Source organism: Pseudidiomarina halophila, from assembly GCF_003987215.1.
Lineage (GTDB): Bacteria > Pseudomonadota > Gammaproteobacteria > Enterobacterales > Alteromonadaceae > Pseudidiomarina > Pseudidiomarina halophila.
This window is the reverse complement of record NZ_PIPW01000001.1, coordinates 1021304-1039647: the sequence shown is the minus strand read 5'-3', so window position 1 is coordinate 1039647 and position 18344 is coordinate 1021304. Positions and strand designations below refer to the sequence as shown.

General features: G+C 49.3%; 15 protein-coding genes. 11 read left to right on the top strand and 4 right to left on the bottom strand.

The features are described from left to right. Positions 1-33: 33 nt before the first annotated feature. The 6 genes from CWI69_RS04925 to CWI69_RS04895 all read left to right on the top strand — a co-directional run bounded on the left by CWI69_RS04925 (position 34) and on the right by CWI69_RS04895 (position 6813). The gene (locus tag CWI69_RS04925; protein WP_126762413.1) at positions 34-603 is read left to right on the top strand and encodes a hypothetical protein; all 570 of its coding nucleotides are present in this window, start codon (positions 34-36) and stop codon (positions 601-603) included. Between the two features lies 1 nt (position 604). Beyond that, positions 605-2590, top strand: a complete 1986-nt coding sequence (locus CWI69_RS04920) for a hypothetical protein (protein ID WP_126762411.1) — start codon at positions 605-607, stop codon at positions 2588-2590. After that, the gene (locus CWI69_RS04915) at positions 2581-5319 is read left to right on the top strand and encodes an RHS repeat domain-containing protein (RefSeq protein WP_126762409.1); all 2739 of its coding nucleotides are present in this window, start codon (positions 2581-2583) and stop codon (positions 5317-5319) included. Before CWI69_RS04920 ends, CWI69_RS04915 begins: the two co-directional genes overlap by 10 nt. Before the next feature lie 12 nt (positions 5320-5331). Continuing rightward, a complete protein-coding gene (locus tag CWI69_RS04910) occupies positions 5332-5700 on the top strand; it encodes a hypothetical protein (RefSeq protein ID WP_126762407.1) in 369 nt (122 codons plus the stop codon). A gap of 328 nt (positions 5701-6028) precedes the next feature. Next, on the top strand, positions 6029-6355 hold the full coding sequence (locus tag CWI69_RS04900; protein ID WP_126762405.1) for a hypothetical protein: 327 nt from the start codon (positions 6029-6031) through the stop codon (positions 6353-6355). Beyond that, positions 6352-6813: a hypothetical protein gene (locus CWI69_RS04895; protein ID WP_126762402.1), complete on the top strand. Its 462-nt coding sequence runs from the start codon at positions 6352-6354 to the stop codon at positions 6811-6813. The genes CWI69_RS04900 and CWI69_RS04895 overlap by 4 nt, the downstream gene beginning before the upstream one ends. Positions 6814-7141: 328 nt before the next feature. Here CWI69_RS04895 and tesB read toward each other — a convergent pair whose 3' ends face one another. Continuing rightward, complete coding sequence (tesB, locus tag CWI69_RS04885) at positions 7142-8008, bottom strand: acyl-CoA thioesterase II (RefSeq protein ID WP_126762398.1); 867 nt, start codon at positions 8006-8008, stop codon at positions 7142-7144. A 75-nt stretch (positions 8009-8083) separates the two neighbouring features. Beyond that, a complete protein-coding gene (locus tag CWI69_RS04880; protein WP_126762853.1) occupies positions 8084-8956 on the bottom strand; it encodes a sensor domain-containing protein in 873 nt (290 codons plus the stop codon). Between the two features lie 231 nt (positions 8957-9187). Here CWI69_RS04880 and acnA point away from each other — a divergent pair, with 231 nt between their 5' ends. Then, positions 9188-11869, top strand: a complete 2682-nt coding sequence (gene acnA / locus CWI69_RS04875; RefSeq protein WP_126762396.1) for an aconitate hydratase AcnA — start codon at positions 9188-9190, stop codon at positions 11867-11869. 63 nt (positions 11870-11932) lie between these two features. Here acnA and CWI69_RS04870 read toward each other — a convergent pair whose 3' ends face one another. Together CWI69_RS04870 and CWI69_RS04865 are read right to left on the bottom strand one after the other, a co-directional pair. Continuing rightward, complete coding sequence (locus CWI69_RS04870; protein WP_126762394.1) at positions 11933-12664, bottom strand: SDR family NAD(P)-dependent oxidoreductase; 732 nt, start codon at positions 12662-12664, stop codon at positions 11933-11935. Then, positions 12661-13071, bottom strand: coding sequence for a 2-amino-4-hydroxy-6-hydroxymethyldihydropteridine diphosphokinase (locus tag CWI69_RS04865; RefSeq protein WP_126762392.1), 411 nt, complete (start codon positions 13069-13071; stop codon positions 12661-12663). The genes CWI69_RS04870 and CWI69_RS04865 overlap by 4 nt, the downstream gene beginning before the upstream one ends. Positions 13072-13202: 131 nt before the next feature. On the opposite strand from CWI69_RS04865, the gene CWI69_RS04860 reads away from it, so the two are divergent. The 4 genes from CWI69_RS04860 to asnB all read left to right on the top strand — a co-directional run bounded on the left by CWI69_RS04860 (position 13203) and on the right by asnB (position 18335). Next, positions 13203-13676 carry a hypothetical protein gene (locus CWI69_RS04860; RefSeq protein ID WP_126762390.1) on the top strand — a complete coding sequence of 158 codons (474 nt, stop codon included), beginning with the start codon at positions 13203-13205 and terminating at the stop codon, positions 13674-13676. After that, positions 13669-15108 carry a sodium:solute symporter family protein gene (locus CWI69_RS04855; RefSeq protein ID WP_126762388.1) on the top strand — a complete coding sequence of 480 codons (1440 nt, stop codon included), beginning with the start codon at positions 13669-13671 and terminating at the stop codon, positions 15106-15108. The genes CWI69_RS04860 and CWI69_RS04855 overlap by 8 nt, the downstream gene beginning before the upstream one ends. Positions 15109-15233: 125 nt before the next feature. Beyond that, positions 15234-16298: an aspartate/ornithine carbamoyltransferase family protein gene (locus tag CWI69_RS04850; RefSeq protein WP_126762386.1), complete on the top strand. Its 1065-nt coding sequence runs from the start codon at positions 15234-15236 to the stop codon at positions 16296-16298. A 21-nt stretch (positions 16299-16319) separates the two neighbouring features. Next, positions 16320-18335 carry an asparagine synthase (glutamine-hydrolyzing) gene (asnB, locus tag CWI69_RS04845; protein WP_126762384.1) on the top strand — a complete coding sequence of 672 codons (2016 nt, stop codon included), beginning with the start codon at positions 16320-16322 and terminating at the stop codon, positions 18333-18335. The last annotated feature ends 9 nt before the right edge of the window (positions 18336-18344 follow it).

Here is an 18344-nt window from a genome sequence, read left to right as displayed (position 1 = left end):
AACACGATGATAAAATATGTTAAGGATAGTGTTATGCAGAAAAGGATCTTCATTGCCGGTTGCTTGTGGTGTGCACAGGTACAGGCAGGTGCGCTTGGCGCCATTGGTGATGTCACCACCGACCCCTCTGGTGCGGTGATGGTACAAGGATGGATGTGCACGCCAACGCATACCCCCGCACAAGAGCTCGTGCTTGCTGCATCGTCGAAACCGGATGCAGTCCAAACACAGTCCATGTTAGCTGTTATCCGTGCTCAGCGGTTGAAAAGGCAGCTAGACCATAAAGTCTGTGCTTCTGAAATGCTCTATCAGTCGTTTAACTGGCGCATTAATCCGGTTGAAGCCGCGGGTTTCGCAGGGCAGGAAATTATCGCAACGGCTACCTTTTCTGATGGGGAAACCTTGCTTTTAGCCGGTAGCTTTGTTCTCGATGAACCGACGTCGGTGCAAACCCAAAGCATTACAACGTTCTCACAAATCCCCTATGGGGTAACCTTTGTGCATCAGGACATTCTCGGCAGCGTGATTGCCGAAACCAACGGCAATCAGAGTGTCACCCTGCAGTCGCAGTACCGCCCGTTTGGTAAAAGTGAGGACTACTAAGATGCGCCTCCTCAATCTGTTTGTCGTCACTGTTTTCTCGGGAAGTTTACTTAGCGCTCCTCTGGTCTCTGCTAAAGGCAAGCCTGAGCGTGACGATGAAGTCAAAGCGATTTCCGCATTCCTGCTTGATCAACATCAGGGTAAGCAAAAGAATCAACGTCCTACGAGCTCCAGCTTTAGTTTGTTATCGACCGCGAGCACTAATGGCAACGACAGACTTGCTACAGAGGTGGCGCTGTCACGAATGGAGGTCACCCCACATATCACTCCGGAGACCACAGAGCTCTTTGGTGAGCGGGTCGATCTAAACTCAGGCGCGATTCAGTTTGAGCATGTTGATGTTGCACTTCGGGGGAATAGTGCTTTACCGGTTGAAGTTCGGCGTTCGTACTGGGGTTCGAAAAACAACTTTGCCAACAATTTGCATTTTGGCGACTGGTCGCTGGAATTGCCAAGTCTCACCACGACCACGCTTGAATACGACATGAACTACATGATGCAAACGCGTAAAGGGTTGAGTCATGTGCCGGGATGTAATGGCCAAATTACGCCGATGTATGTCGACACCCAATTTGCCACGGTGGCGGCGTCGAGTTATTGGAGCGGTGACATACTGAACATTCCAGGGCAGACGAATCAGAAGTTGCGAGAGGGGAATGGAACGAACTCCGACCGCCTGGCCGATAACTGGAAAATCAGCTGTCTGACGGACCGTTATGGTTTTGTGGTGACCTCTCCTGAGGGCGTCGTTTACACGCTAGATGTGCTTGCGCTGGTCCCCGCAAGCTTCATTGCTGTTGATCAGGAGGGGCAATTGCTCAACCCTGATTACCCGACCACCGTACTTATGCAAACCTATACCCTAAATGTGCAGGTCAGTCGAATTGAGGACCGCTTTGGGAACTGGGTGAACTATACCTATGAAGAAACGACCATGCCGGCGCACGCGTATATTGCGCCTGCGATTTATGGTGAAAAACTTCTGCGGATAGAAGCGAGTGATGGGCGCGAGATTGAATTCTTTTATGAGCAAGGTGGTCAGGGTGAGCGTATCAGCCAGATTGCCGCTGATGGAAAAACCTGGAACTATGATTATACGATTGAATTTGACGGATTTGACCAAGTTAACAAAGATATCTTAACGGATGTGATTCGTCCTGATGGGAAGCGCTGGCAGTTTGATTTGAACTTTGCGGATTTTGGTGGCTATCAAGCCGGCACGATGCAAAACGACTGTCAGGTGCTTAATTTACCACCGAAAGATTCAACGTTGGAGCACCCTAACGGCGCGGTCTTCACTCTACGTCAGCAGTTGACGCAGTTTGGGATCTCACAAAAACTACCAAATAATAGTCGCTGTTTCTCGTCGATGGCGGTTATGCAAAAAACGCTCACGTTTAATAACGAACAACTGACGTGGCATTACAGTTATTCGCAAAATGCGGGCTCACCGAAAACATCGACGCTGGCGACACCGCCGGCACAGGCGCTCACCGGTCTCCCGTTCACGCCCACGGGCTATGACTTGATGGACTTGCGCTCGACCACCGTGCAGGGTCCAGATGGCAGTCGTGCGGTGCATGTGTTTCATCGTAGTTATACAGCACTCGAAGGACAGCAGGTCGCAACGTTTTGGTATGACACCAACGGTAGTACGTTATTGCGCTCGAATGTGACGCACTACGACATCGTTGCGAAAAGTGGCAGTGTTCGGTTCGAATCGTGCAAGCCGCAAGAGTATCCACCACTGGCCTTCCAAACATGTTCACCGGTACGCAAGTTCGCTAATGAAGCGATGCATAACAATCACCGTTATGTCGCTTCGCAGACGCTGAAGACCCATGACGGCGGCGCGTTAAGCAGCTATACCACCAGCTATGATGACTACAATGCATACGGCAAACCTGAGCTGATTTACGAGCAAAGCGCACAAGGTTCGCGTTATACCCGCACCAGCTATCAACATGACACCTATGCGTGGGGCTAAATTTACCTACCGAGACAGAGCGTTCAAGTGATGGTGTGAACTGGACCAGTGTCAGCTCTCAAAATTATTACAGTGCCAGCAGCAGTACGCCGTTATTGCCGTATCAGCAGAGTTCGTTTGGGGTGTTGCAGCGCACGCAAACTCATCATAGCAGTGGCTTGTTAAAGCGTGAGAGTTGGAATGTCCCGAATCGCTTTGTTGAGTTTAACAACTATGTGCGCGGTATTCCCACCAGCATTACCTTACCGCAACGCTACGGCAGTGGCACAGTAAGTGCCAGTCAAACGGTGAACGCGCGCGGTGAAGTGACGGCGGTGACCAACTTTAATGGCGTGACCACGCAGTACAGCTATGATGTGTTAGGGCGTGTGACCAGTATCACCCCGCCGAGCCCATGGTTAGCAACGACGATGAGCTACACCGATGAAAACGGCTATCTGGTGCAAACACACACCCGTGGTAATTATGAAAAACGGATTGAGCATGATGCGCTGTTGCGCCCGGTGCTGACCCGTGAGCAAGACCTTAGCACGCAGATAAACCGTTATGTGCGCCAGCGTTTTGATGCGTACAACCAGCCAACCTTTGTGTCGTATCCAAGTCGCACCACCAGTCTGAGTGCGGGGCATACCACCAGCTACGATGGCTTGCAGCGGGTGCGGCAGGTGCGCAATACGGTGACTAATCAGGGCACGAGCTATAGCTATCTGAGTGGTAACCGGGTACGGGAAACCAATGCCCGCGGTTACAGTACCACGACGACCTATCGCGGGCTCGGCGTACCCGAGCAAGAACTAGCGACGGTGATAAGCGCGCCAGAAGGGGTGACCACCACGCTCAGTTATAACCTGTTTGACCAACCCGTTAGTATCAGTCAAGGCGGCAGTACGGAGTACCGCCGCTACGATGCCCAGCAGCGGCTGTGTAAAGTGGTGCGTGATGATGTGGGTGCGACCGCCTATTACTACAACGCGGTAGGCGATTTATTGTGGGAGGCACCGGGCGCGAATGGCAGCACCGCCAGTTGTGATGCAAGTAGCGTGTATTCCACCCGAAAAATTAAATACACTTACGACAATGTCGGCAACATACGTCAGCAGAGCTTTCCTGATGCCACACCGACGCGCCAATACACCTTTGATGCACAAGGGCAGCTCACGCAATTAACTGCTGGCAATGCGATTTGGTCTTACGGTTACAACACGCTGGGCTTGCTTGAGAGTGAACAACTGAGTATTGATGGCCTGCAGTTTCTTACCGACTATGGCTACAACACTGCTGGACACCGAGTGTCGGCTATTTATCCGTCGGGCCGTGTCGTGGGCTATGCCCCGAACGCGTATGGCGAGCCGACGCAAGCGGGCAGCTACGCCACTAATGCGAGCTATTATGCCAATGGTATTTTGCGTGGCTACGATACAGCGAACTGGCTGACGCTGTGGCAAACCCTCGACAGCCAACAGCGACTGAGCAAGCGTGAGGTTCTTGGTTACGACCACGTAGTCAACTTGAGCTACACCTATGATGCGAACAATAACATCCAAAGCATCAGCGATGGCGTCAATGGCACCCATAGCGTCACAGGACTCAGTTACGACGGCCTTGACCGCTTAGTCGCAGCCAACGGTCATTGGGGACAGGGTAGCTTTAGCTACGACAGCAATGGCAACCTGTTGACGCGATTGCTTGGCAGTGCCAGCGACACCTATCATTACGATAGCGCTAAGCGACTGACGCATATCAGCGGCAGCACCGCGCGTAACTTTAGTTACGATAACCGCGGCAATGTGATTAGCAACGGTCAGCGCAGCTTTAGCTTTAACCGCGCTGGGCAAATCAGCGGCTTAGGAGGTATCAGCTACCGCTACGACGGTCACGGCCGCCGCGTGGCGAAAACCGTATCAGGCAGCACCACCTACAGCTATTACAGCCAGGACGGTCAACTGCTTGGCACCTACGCCGATGGCGATTACACTGACTACTATTACCTAGGTCGTGAAATGGTGGCGCGCTACAGCGACAGCACGCAAAGCGATGCACCTGGCTACACCGGACACGTCGAAGATGATGACCTTGGCCTCGTGTATATGCAGCAACGCTATTACGATGCCAACATTGGGCGGTTTTATTCGAATGACCCGGTTGGGTATGTAGCTAAGAATCCTGTTCACTCGTTTAATAGATACTCGTATGTAAGTAACAATCCATACAAATATGTAGATCCCGATGGTCGAGAGATTAAATCAAAGCAACAAAGTGTAATAAGAGATGATGGAAAAAAAATAAAAGAAACTAAAATAGAATTCACTGGTGTGATGATAGATAGAACAGGAACTCTTTCTAGTGAGCAATTATCAGGGTTAGCATCACAAATGAAGACTCAGATTGAGTCTTCATTTTCAGGAAGCTCAGAAGATGCTAGTTGGTCCACAAGTGCCTCTATAGATATTGGCTCTCCAGATACCCCTTTAGATGGGCGACATGAAATAAATATACAAGATAGCTCTGTCTTTCCTAATGATAGAGTCCTAGGTTCTCTACAAGGCTCAACAATAAACTTAAAAAACACATTAACTGAGCCTCAATTTAATAGAACCTCTGCTCATGAGTTTGGGCATGCTGCTGGTCTAAGTCATATGACAGGTGGTTTAATGTTACAATCAAGAATTAGTAACAGCCTGGAAATAAGCAAGACTCAAATAGATATAATTCATATCAACAACCAGTAGGGGAGAATAATAATGAAAAAAATCTCAATCACTTTGTTAATTTTCATAATGATAATATCGTATTCTGCAAAGGCTTCTGAACTTAGTTCTGTTACAGTCGATGTTCAAGATGGGTTTAATGGTCAAAGCGTTACCATATTCGCAAATGAAATTGAGTTCTGGCATTCAAAAAGTGCAGTCTCCGACTTTAGTTTAGGCTTCGTTGATTCTTTTAAATTTAAATTAAAAAACAAAACAATATTGCAGATACAAGTGATTATGGATAACAAAGAGTATGTAAAAGAAATTAATGTACAAAATGACATATATATTGGAGTTGAGAGAAATGTTGAAAAAGGTATTATAATAAGTGTCACCAAAGTACCTTTCTATTATGATTAAAAATAACCGACCAATGCCTACTTCTTGGCATGTTTCCGCATGACGCCTTCTTGCACGGTAGAGGCAACATTCGAATGACCCGGTTGGGTTCCGTGATGTTCATAGTTTTAACCGCTACGCGTATGCGAATATCAACCCGTATAAGTATGTGGATCCGGATGGTGCAGAGCCCATCCCATTCTCACGAGCTGAACTGGCCGATACGCGTGCGCTTTCAAGTGGGCAAATAGGTCGGGGACAGTTTGCGAGCAGAGCCGCCGCACGTTCTGTTGCGGCGGGCGTAACGCTTCGAGCGACGCCAACTGGGCGAGCGCTATCGCTTGCTCGGATGGTGATTGGCGCTGTTTTTAATGAATCGCCATCAAATTTGCCTGATGACTATGTGGGTGAACAAGATGAAAAAGTTAACGATCAAGGAAATAGACACAATAGTGGACCACTTTCTAAAGATAACGGTGGAACAGGTGATCCAGAGAAAGACTTTGAAGTTTTGGGGGGAAGCAAGTCAAAGACCAATGATCGGGGGCATGAGGTAGCGGAAAATGGCGTGAGATTAAGGCCTGCAACTGATAAAAAGGGCGCAAGAATTGAAGTGCCAGCTAATGGAAGTAAAACGCACGAGACATTACACTACCCCAAAAAAGAGAACCCGTGATGAACGCTGATGTCAACAGAGAAATAGAAGAAGAGCTAGTGTCAGTGCTGAATGGAAAGCTCGAGTCGCTCCGTATTTACTTAGACCCGGTTCAGCAAATAGACAGCATAGTGTTCTCAATGTCATCAGGGGAAATGATAACGTTGGCTAACGATATGTTAGATTTGGATGATAGACGGGAGGAAGGAAGTCTTGTGGTGTCGAAGGGTGCGGATGGAGTGGATAATGATGTGATTGAGATACCTGTGAAATCTCATTTAAATCCAAAACGCTTTGTGTTTCACATTCATCCAACTTTTGGTAACAAGGGTATCTGTGGCTTTACTTTCCAGCTCTTTGGGAAGAAACATAGTATCTTTGTAGGAGCTGCTCCTTATACCTTAGTTTTTTTATCTGATTTATTTAATGATACCAAGAAACCAGAATTCGCTTTGTCGGATTATCAGGAATTAGATTAATCTTCAGCAGACTAATTTTCAAGGTTTTGGTTGTTTTCCTGATATTGTTTCAGCCTTTGCTTTAAAAAGGAGTGATTACAACTCCACGTCACCGGTATTAATAAGAGTGTTCAATACTCTGTGTCAGCCAACTTTTCGTAGGTCTATATGATCATCCAGTCGATCTTCGAAATGGATGCTCAGTTGCCACAGTGTCAGTGGAACGACCTACGACGCTCACGGCCGCCGCGTGGTACAGCTATTACAGCCAGGACGGTCAACTGCTTGGCACCTATGCCAATGGCGATTACACTGACTATTATTACTTAGGTCGTGAACTGGTGGCGCGCTACTTTCTCGTATGCTTACGCATCACGCCTTCTTGCGCGGTGGAGGCAACTAACACGCCGTCGCGGGTAAAGAACTGACCGCGCACCAGGCCGCGGGCACCGCAGGCGACCGGACTATCAATTGCGTACAAGATCCAATCATCCAGCCGAAAATCTTTATGAAACCACATGGAATGATCAATGGTGGCCATTTGCATGTCCGGCTGCGCGAAGCTTACGCCGTGCGGCTGTAAAGCGGTTGGCAGAAAGTTGAAATCAGAAGCATAAGCGAGCAGGTACTTGTGCACCCGTGAGTCATTCGGCATGGCGCCGTTGGCACGGATCCAGACGTAGCGTTTGGGCTTATCAATTTTTGGCTTGAACGGATTGTTGGCCGTAACAAAACGCATTTCAATCGGCTTTTCCGAAATGAATTTATTGCGGATCTTTTCTGGAATCAGTTCTGCGTGTTCGCGGTAGATGTCAATATCAGAAACTAAGCCTTCAGGTCCGGGAACTTCAGGCATGGTGTCCTGGTGCTCAAAGCCTGGCTCATCAATTTGGAACGATGCCGTCATGTAAAAGATAGGCTTACCGTTTTGCACAGCTTTTACCCGACGGGTCGAGAAGCTCTTGCCATCACGAACATTTTCGACATCGTAAATGATAGGTTTTTGCGCATTGCCGGGGCGTAAAAAGTAGGAATGAAGCGAGTGTACCTTGCGATCTTCAGGCAAGGTTTCCTTAGCTGCGGAGAGCGCCTGACCGATGACCTGGCCGCCGAAGACCGCGCCAAAGCCTAAATCCTGACTCTGACCCCGATAGATTCCCTGGTCGATTGTTTCCAAGCGAAGTAAATCAAGCAAATCCTGCAATACCTGGCTCATCGTTGTTCCTTTTCGGTTAGCTAGGGCTTCTATTATAAGCCGCCTGGCAATCACATCAAAAGCTTTGTAAGAATTTTAAGTTGATGCCAACATCACCTGCTGCTCTGGCAGACGTTTAGCCCGGTACATCGCGTCATCGGCGCGTAACAGCAATGATTCCAGATCATTACCGTGTAATCCGGCGAGGGCAATACCAACGCTTGCGTTGATGCAGAACTTGCCTTCTGGCAGTTCGATGGGCTGATCGAGCGCGGTGAGTAGCTTATTGGCAATCGCCAGAGCGTCGCTCTGATTTTGTACCCGTTCAAACAACACCACAAATTCATCCCCACCAATTCGCGCGAGAGTGTCGTGACTGCGCACGTTTTGTTGTAATCGCTGCGTAGCCGCACGGATCACCCGATCACCAACTGCGTGACCATGCTGGTCGTTAATTTCCTTAAAGCGATCTAAATCAACGTAGGCAACAGCAATATCGGTTGATTGGGCAAGCGCCTGTTGCGCGCGGGTGTAGAAATAGCTGCGGTTAGGCAGCCCAGTGAGCGGATCATATAGTGCAAGTTGCTCTAGACGTTGCAGCAGCTGTTCCCGGTCGGTTTCTATCTTACGTTGGTGAGTGATATCGCGGGCCACGGCAATACGGATGTTATCCGATTCCGAATAACGCGCCGACCAGAGGATGTGGGCAATTTCGCCGTTCTTACGAAGATAGCGGTTCTCAAAATCAACCTTGCCTTGTCCGGCCATAATTTCTGCGGCAAGGGCGCGGGTCCTGTCGTGATCATCCGGGTGCATAAAATCGAACATTGACCTGCCAATCATTTCTTTTGGCGAATAGCCAAACACGCGTTCGCCGCCGGCGCTGATATAGACGAAAAGTCCCTCCGGGTCGACCACGCAGATGGCGTCCATGAGCAGGTCCATATACTGGCCTAGGGCCTCAAACATTTCGATCTTGGGGTGTGGCATAGTGGGGTGCACTTAATGCGTGATTATACCTAAGGTTATACCATCATCAGCTGCAATTGCGAAGAGCGGGCAAACTATCATTGTATCAGCACGTTAGTGAGTTGATCTTTGTGATGTAACATCCCATAGTGAATATAAGCAAAGGCAATGGCTGAACCGCGATTTTGCGGCTAAGCTTAGAGGATGTATCGTTTTAAGAAGGAGTAAGCCATGTCGAGCAACGACAGCTTGAGTACGCTAAGCACGTTAGAAGTAAACGGTAAGACCTATCATTACCACAGCTTGCCAAAGGCTGCAGAGAAACTTAAGAACATCGGTGATATCGATAAATTACCGACCTCAATGAAAGTTTTACTGGAAAACTTGTTACGCAACGAAGACGGTGAAACCGTTGTTCCAGATGATATTGACGCGATTGCGCATTGGTTAGCAGAGCGTAAATCTGATCGGGAAATCCAGTACCGGCCAGCGCGGGTACTGATGCAAGATTTTACCGGCGTACCGGCAATTGTTGATTTAGCAGCAATGCGGGATGCTGTGGCCAAAGCAGGCCAGGATCCGGAACAAATTAATCCATTGTCGGCGGTAGATTTGGTTATTGACCACTCGGTTATGGTGGACCAATTCGCCACCCCTGAAGCGTTCAAAGAGAACGTGCGTATCGAAATGGAGCGCAACTTTGAGCGCTATCAGTTCCTGCGTTGGGGCCAGAGCGCGTTCGAAAACTTCCGCGTTGTGCCACCGGGTACGGGCATCTGCCACCAGGTAAACCTGGAGTACCTGGCAAAAGTTGCCTGGACCAAAGAGCAGGATGGCAAAACCTTTGTAGTACCAGATACACTGGTCGGCACCGACTCGCACACCACCATGATTAACGGTCTTGGCGTGTTAGGTTGGGGTGTTGGCGGTATCGAAGCCGAAGCAGCCATGCTGGGACAACCGATTTCGATGCTGATCCCAGAGGTTGTTGGTTTCCGCGTTACCGGCAAGTTGCCGGAGGGCGTCACCGCGACTGACTTGGTTTTAACTGTCACCCAGATGCTGCGTAAGCAAGGTGTGGTAGGTAAATTCGTTGAGTTCTACGGCCCGGGTCTGGATCATCTGCCGCTGGCTGACCGTGCGACGATTGCCAATATGGCGCCGGAATACGGTGCTACTTGTGGCTTTTTCCCGGTTGACCAGGAAACTCTGCGCTATCTTGAGCTGTCAGGTCGTGAACAGGAAACTATCGATTTAGTCGAGGCTTACAGCAAGGCACAAGGTATGTGGCGTGAAACAGGTAAAGAGCCTGTGTTCACTGATTCGATGGAATTAGATTTAAGCACCGTCGAAGCTTCGCTGGCAGGTCCAAAACGTCCACAAGATCGCGTTGGTATGCCGCAACTTGGCGCTAACTTCGATCTTATTCTTGAGCAATCAGGACAAGCTGACGAGAAAAACAAGAAGGTACCGGTGAAAGACAAAGATTACACCTTGTCTCACGGTGATGTTGTGATTGCGGCAATTACCTCCTGTACGAACACCTCGAACCCAAGTGTATTGATGGCTGCCGGTCTGGTTGCCCAGAAAGCCGTTGAAAAAGGCTTAATGCGCAAGCCGTGGGTGAAATCCTCTCTGGCGCCGGGCTCGAAAGTTGTTACCGATTACCTCGACAAAGCCGGATTTACCTCGTCACTGAATAAGCTTGGTTTCAATCTGGTGGGCTACGGTTGTACCACCTGTATCGGTAACTCAGGTCCGCTGCCGGATGAGATTAGTGCGGCGATAAAAGAGGGTGATTTGACGGTATCTTCGGTACTTTCCGGTAACCGTAACTTTGAAGGCCGTGTGCATCCAGAGGTGCAGGCCAACTGGTTAGCTTCACCACCTTTAGTCGTTGCTTATGCGTTAGCTGGTACCACCCGTATTGACCTCAGCAAAGATCCGCTGGGCGAAGATCAACAGGGGAATCCGGTATACCTGAAAGATATCTGGCCGAGCAGCAAAGAAATTGCCGAAGCGGTGAGCTTCGTTGATGGTGAGATGTTCCGTCGTGAGTACGGTGAAGTATTCAAGGGCGACGAAGAATGGCGTGGTATCCCAATTGGTGAAGGTAATACATACAACTGGAGCGATGATTCAACCTATGTGAAGAATCCGCCTTACTTCACTGAAATCGACAAGCCCCTCAAGGCCATGAGCAATGTCAAAGACGCTCGTGTGCTGGCGGTATTTGCTGACTCGATTACCACCGACCATATTTCACCAGCGGGCTCAATCAAGCCTGACTCTCCTGCCGGTAAATACCTGCAAGCGAACGGTGTTGCAGTGAATGACTTCAACTCCTATGGTTCACGTCGTGGTAATCACGAAGTGATGATGCGCGGCACCTTCGCCAACATCCGTATCAAAAACCAGATGCTTGATAATGTCGAAGGTGGTTACACCATTCACGTGCCGTCCGGTGAACAGATGTCGATCTACGACGCCGCGATGAAGTACCAGAAAGAAAATACCCCGCTGGTTGTATTGGCAGGTAAAGAGTACGGTACCGGCTCAAGTCGTGACTGGGCAGCAAAAGGTACAACCTTACTGGGCGTACGAGCGGTCATCGCTGAAAGTTATGAGCGTATTCACCGTTCCAACCTGATCGGTATGGGCGTGTTACCACTGCAGTTCGAAAATGAGCAAGGTGTGGAAGCTCAGGGTCTGACCGGCCATGAGAAGATATCTATTGAGGGTATCGATGAAACGCTCAAGCCGGGTCAAATGCTTAAAGTAACAGCAGAAAAAGATGATGGCTCTAAGGTTACATTCGACGTGAAATGTCGTATCGACACCAATACCGAGCTGGATTACTACAAAAATGGCGGTATTTTACATTATGTATTGCGCCAGATGCTGGACGCTTAACCGGTACTCAGAACGCAAAGCCAGGCTACATAGCCTGGCTTTTTTTATGGCTAATTCTAACTGCTAAATACGCAATGCCCGGCCGCCATCAACTTTAATGAACTCACCGGTAACAAAGGGATTATCACGCAAAAAGCGCACCGCCTGAATCATAGGCTCAAGTCCGCCTTCGACCTGTAGTGGTGTCTCGGCAAGTACTTTATCGCGATGCTCACTGTCATGCTCAGGCAAAAACAGAATAGGGCCGGGTTGGATGCCGTTCACCCGTACCTGAGGTGCCAGTTGCTTGGCAAAGCTTTGGGTCAGATTGGCCAAACCGGCTTTGGCTGCGCAATAGGCGATATAGTCCGTCGATGGGCTGTCAGTGTAGATATCAGTGATGTTAATGACCGCGCCGTTGCCGTTGGCTGCCAACAATTCACTCAGCCCGTTAATCAGTTGATAAGGGGCTTGAACATGCACTTGGAATACTGCTGCGAGAGCTTGTGGATCGGCATTGACTCGCTCGTTGTCGAAGAAACATGATGCGTTGTTCACCAGCAAATCGAGGCGTTGGGTGCTTTGCCGGACCTCGCTAATCAGTTTCTCAATCGCTTGCTGGTCGGTTAAATCAGCCTGAAAGCCAAGCGCACCTGACTCTTCAAGCTCAGCAACGCCATCGCGCGACGAATTATAGTGGGCAAGTACCAGGTAACCTTCGGCCAGTAATGCTTTAGCCAGCTCAAAGCCAAATCGCCGTCCGGTGCCTGTGATCAATGCGACCGGCTGATGTTCTGTAGTTGCGTCTGAGGTCATGCAGATAACTCCATTTGTCGGGCGACAGGTTTCAGGCTCGCACACATCTCTTGCAGATAGTCAGGTACCTGCTGCCACGCGGCATCAGCTTCTTGCTGACTGAGTTCGCCAAGAATATCAATATCCATAGGACGGTCTTTTTCACTGCTCCGTGGATCCGAACGATCGCGGCCCAGAGTTTCCTCAATGGCATTAAATTCAGATTTAAGCTGGTCCATATTAAGTTTGGTTTTAATGATGAACAGCGCATTAAGAAAGTCATGTTCGGTATCAATGGCAACAGGCCGGGTGTAGGCCGCTGTGGAGTACGTTGCCTGACCGATGCCATCGATCAGTGCTTTGGCTCGGGGAAAGTTCGTCTCAGGAGCGATATTGGCGCCCATACTGCATAAAAAAACATGAACCATGTGGTTTTACCGCCTTCCTTTAGTTGCTCTTAGCATACCTTGATACGCCTGAACCCGAAAGACAGATCCCTCAAGTTGCAATGATTTTGTTAGCTTGCTAGCCTAGAAACAAAGAGCTATAGGAAGGAATCGTGCCGAAACGTTACGGCTTTATTAGTCAAATCGCTCTGTTGTTTCTCATCACGCTGCTGGCGCGGCCCGCTGGTGCGCAAGATAGCAAAACCCATTTCACCTTATCTGCTCAGGAAACCAGTCGCGAAGGTTACTTCGTGGTCGAGCTTGATCAGGTCCCCCAGCCGGGAATGATCGTTCAGCAAAGTACAGTCCGTGATTTCAGTGAAATTAGCACCGAGTTCGCCTGGTTTGGTGACTTTGAAAAAATGACTCTGACGGGCTTTAGTGATGGCGATTATTATTTCCGTCTGAAACCAAGTGCTGAAATCTCCAGTAACGTGATCTCTGTTAAGGTTAAGCACTACCCGCGTTGGCAGGCATATAGTTTATTTTTTACCGGGCTGGCGCTATTTACCTTGCTTGTGGTGATGATCGTTACCTTGCATCGCCGCCACCGTCACGACTCAACCGCAAAGGTGAAGCATGACTGAAACCAGTGGCTTTGCACTTTCAAGCACCTTAGGACTCACATTGGTTGTGATATTTGGCCTGGCCTGGGTGCTATTTGGCTGGTATCTCGGACGCGCTAATAAAACCCATGAAGACTTTGCTCTGGCCGGCAGGAATGTCGGCTTTGCCCTGGCATCGGCGACGGCTATGGCGACCTGGGTCACCAGTAACACAACGCTGGTAGCGCCACAGCTTACCTACCAGTTTGGCATCTGGGGCATGGTTGGCTATTCATTCGCTGCTCTGGGGCTGATTCTGTTCGCACCGCTGGCGGCCCGGATCAAGCGGTTAATGCCTAACGGTTATACCTCCGGCGACTTTGTGCGGTTGCGCTACGGTCAGCCAGCCTGGTGGGCCTTTATCATTATTTCTGTGGTTTATGCGTTTGGCTGGTTAGTCAGCCTGGGTATGGCGGGTGGCATCCTGTTAGAGGCCTTAAGCGGTCTTGATTACCATATTGGCATGACTTCTATTTTGATCATTTGTGTAGGCTATACGCTCTTCGGCGGCCTGCGAGCGGTAATTGCGACTGACTTTATTCAAGCGTTAATCATTATTCTCGGTGTGGCACTGATTGCGTGGTTCTTGATTGATACCGTGAGTCTCGAGTCGATTCATACCGAAGTGCAGAACAACCATCCGCAACTGCTTGATTTACTCTTTCCTGCGGCGATCATGTTCTTATTTAACAATATATTTTTCGGGCTCGGCGAAATATTCCATTCTAATGTGTGGTGGTCGCGTGCGCTGGCGTTTAAAGGTAGCGTGGCCTTTAAAGCCTACTTACTTGGTGGTTTATTATGGTTGCCCATACCGATCGTCACCGGCTTCATTGCGCTGGCAGCGCCGCAGCTGGGTATTTTTCCGCCAAGCGCCGACATGGTGGGGCCGATGGTTGCTGCAGAAGTGTTGGGTAAAGCCGGGGCCGTGGTGGTCTTCATAGTGGTGTTTTCGGCACTGGCCTCAAGTCTGGACTCATTACTGGCGGCAACATCCGATTTAGTCACCCGTGATATCTACCATAAGAAACTCAAACCCGACGCCGGTGATAAACATTTAATGCACTTCAACCGGTACAGCATTCTGGGACTCGGTGTGTTGACCTGGTTGTTCTGTCTGCCCCAAATTGCGACTTTGGGCGCGCTGCTTAATTTTGCCGGTGCTTTTGTTGCCAGCACCATTTTTCCTATTGTGTTGGGTCTTTATCATCGGGGGCTAAGTGGCAAATACGCAGCGGCGGCAATGACGTTGGGTACACTTAGTGGTCTGGCCGGCTATTTTATTATCGGTTTTTATGTGGCCGCGTTATTGTCGTGCATTGTTTCCGCCGTTATCTGTGGTTTGGGACTATTATTAAGTAAGCGGCAATTTGATTGGCAGCAATTGGATGAACAAGAGGAGCACTCAGCATGAGCATGAGTTTAACTGCATTTAGCACCCTTGTGGTGGTTTGCTTAGTGTTGACTGCATGTGCTCCGGTGATCCTGATTGGGCTCTGGCTAAAAGATTTCATTTCTAAACAAATATGGTAATTCAATATGAACATAAATGACGTTTCGTTTGAACGTGAACGTCCTGATGTCTATGGGGATGCGCATCCAAAAGCGTTGCTTAGGGCAATTCAGGAAGACGGCGATTTTTTAGTTAAGCTTGCCAAGCAGCACATTGTTTCCGGTGATCAGTTTGATCAAAACACCATGAAGCAGTTGTTCAGGTTAGCTGCAAAAATTGAAAGCAACCCGAAACGCTTTAATTCGCCGCTGCAGAATAAAATTCTGATCAGTGCCTTTTATGAGCCAAGTACACGCACGCGGTTATCGTTCGAGAGTGCCTGGCACCGCCTCGGTGGTGACATTATGTCGATTACCGATCGCTCGACTACCGGCATCGCCAAAGGTGAGTGTCTGGCTGATGTCGCCGAAATGTTCAACAATTATGGCGATTGCGTGGTACTACGTGACAACAATGAAAACTCATTATTTGAGATGATGGATGCCTTGCGCATACCTATTATCAATGCCGGCAACGGCATTGATGAACATCCTACCCAGGCGCTTGCCGATATGTATGCCATATTCAAATGGCGACCCGAGTTGGTTGATCCAGAATCCAACGAGAAGGTGAAGATCGGAATTATTGGCGTGCCCAGTAAAATGCGCACCATACGTAGCTTCTTAAAATGTTTGTCGGTATTTCCGCATGCGGTAGACGAACTGGTCATTATTCATGATGAAGCCAGTTCCGACGATCTATTTGATAATGGCCAACGCGAAGAACTTGAGGCGCGGGGACTCAGTGTTCGCACAGAAACTGAACTTGACGACGTTCTGCCGGAACTTGACATTGTCTATATCAACGCGATTTCGTGGGAAGGCGATACCTTCAGTACCTATGGTGATGCCTTCCATTTAACCGAAAAGTCGCCCCTTAAGGAAGACGCAATTATTCTTCATCCATTAGCGCGTGGTGAGGAGCTATCGACAGCACTCGATCATACCTCGCACAACTGGTATTTCAGCCAGGCTCGTGGCGCAGTTTTTCTGCGCATGGCGTTGCTTACCTGTATGGTCGAACGCGCAGAACGCGTGATGGATGTAGTATAAAACTTACGAGGATTAAGCAAAATGTGTGGTATTGCAGGAATTTTTAATCAGCGCCCGAGCGAAACGCCAGATGCGCAAACACTCGTTAACATGGCCGCTATCATGCACCACCGCGGTCCTGATGGTTTTGGCTATAAAATTGTAGATAACACGGGTGTGGGGTTCAGCCATGCCCGGCTGACCATCATCGATTTAAACGAAGAGCGCGCGCGTCAGCCGTTCGTTTCCGCAGACGGGAACTTAATGCTCGCGCATAACGGCGAATTTTATGACTTCAAACGTATCCGTGCCGACTTAACTGCACAGGGCGCGCGTTTTCGTACCAAGAGTGACTCTGAAATAGTCATGCATCTGTATCAACGCGAGGGGCTTGAAGAGACTTTGAAGCACTTACGCGGTGAGTTTGCCTTTGGTCTTTATGACCAGAAAGAAGACAGTATGTATCTGGTGCGGGATCGTTTTGGTGTCAAACCTTTGTATTACACCCATACCGATGAGGGCGTGGTCTTCGGTTCAGAATTGAAAGTACTGTTCGCGCACCCGTCAGTGAAGCGCAAGTTCTCTTCGGAAGGGCTGTTTCATCAGTTGATTCAAGTGATGGTGCCAGGCTCAACCGCTTTTGAAGGTATTCATCAGGTGCCACCGGGACATGTGGTAAAAGTGCAACGCAAAGAAGGTAAACTTGAGCTTTCTGAAATTAAATACTGGGATGTGAACTTCCCTCAGGAAAGTGAGTATCCTGGCGATGAAGTCGATGAACAGCCGTACATCGACGGTGTCCGCAAGCATTTGCTGGAGGCGGTGCAACACCGTTTAACGGCGGACGTGCCGGTTGGCTGTTATCTGTCCGGCGGTATCGACTCCTGCGCAATTCTAGGTTTATCTGCGGCAGGAACCCAGACCTCAGTAAAAGCCTTCACCATAGGTTTTGACTCGAGCGAATACGATGAAACCCCAATCGCGCAGGAAATGGCTGAGGCGACTGGCGCAGATCATCATATCATGCGATTGAATGCGGATGATTTATACGATCATTTCGTGAAAACCATCTGGCACACCGAGCGCACGATTTATAACACCCTGGGCGTAGCTAAATACCTGATGAGTCAGCAAGTAAATCAGGCCGACTATAAAGTTGTGTTAACTGGCGAGGGCTCTGATGAGTTGTTCGCCGGCTATCCTGCGTTTCGTAAAGACATGTTCCTGCACGGTCTTGATCATCTTCCTGAAGGTGAGCGGAAAGCCTGGCAGGAGCTACTGGAAAAGAACAATAAGCTGGTTAAAGGCGCCATGCTGGCGCGCGAAGAGTATGTCAGCGCAGCATTTAATACCAAGATGGGCTTTACCCCTAGCTGTGTGCAGCCGTGGTTGTCTGTCTCCAGTGTTGCTTTGCCACTGATCGCCAAAGACCGTCGTAGCGCGGTGGAAGATTATGATCCGGGTAAAGCCATTGCTGATACCCTTGATGAAGACATGCTTATCGGACGGCATCCACTGGATCGTGCCCAGTACGTCTGGATCAAAACCATGCTCGAAGGGCAAATCCTGACCTGGGGTGGGGATCGCGTCGATATGGCTAACTCAATGGAAGCACGTCCGGCGTTTCTTGATCATCACCTCGCCGAATATGCGTTCACCGTGCCGCCACATTTGCGTATTAAAGGTAATAAAGAGAAGTACGTATTGCGCGAAGCGATGAAAGGATTGTTACCAGAAACTCTCTATAAACGTGAAAAATTCGCCTTTATGGCACCGCCGGCACACACCGATCCGAAGAAATGGAAAGCGGTGGAAAAGCTGGCCGAGCAGTTCCTTTCAAAAGAGGCGGTTGAAGAGGCTGGGTTACTTGACTTTGAGGAGGTGCAACGCACCTTTGCAAAACACGAATCCGATGAAGTCAGTATTGACGAGAAGGTCCAGTTAGATGCTGTTATTAATCACATGCTGGGGGTGCAGATCATGCATCATCACTTTGTGAAGACGGACGTTCCGGCAATGGCTGCGCAGCGTGCCAGAGAGCTTGACTGGCACGCTTGATCCTTGCGG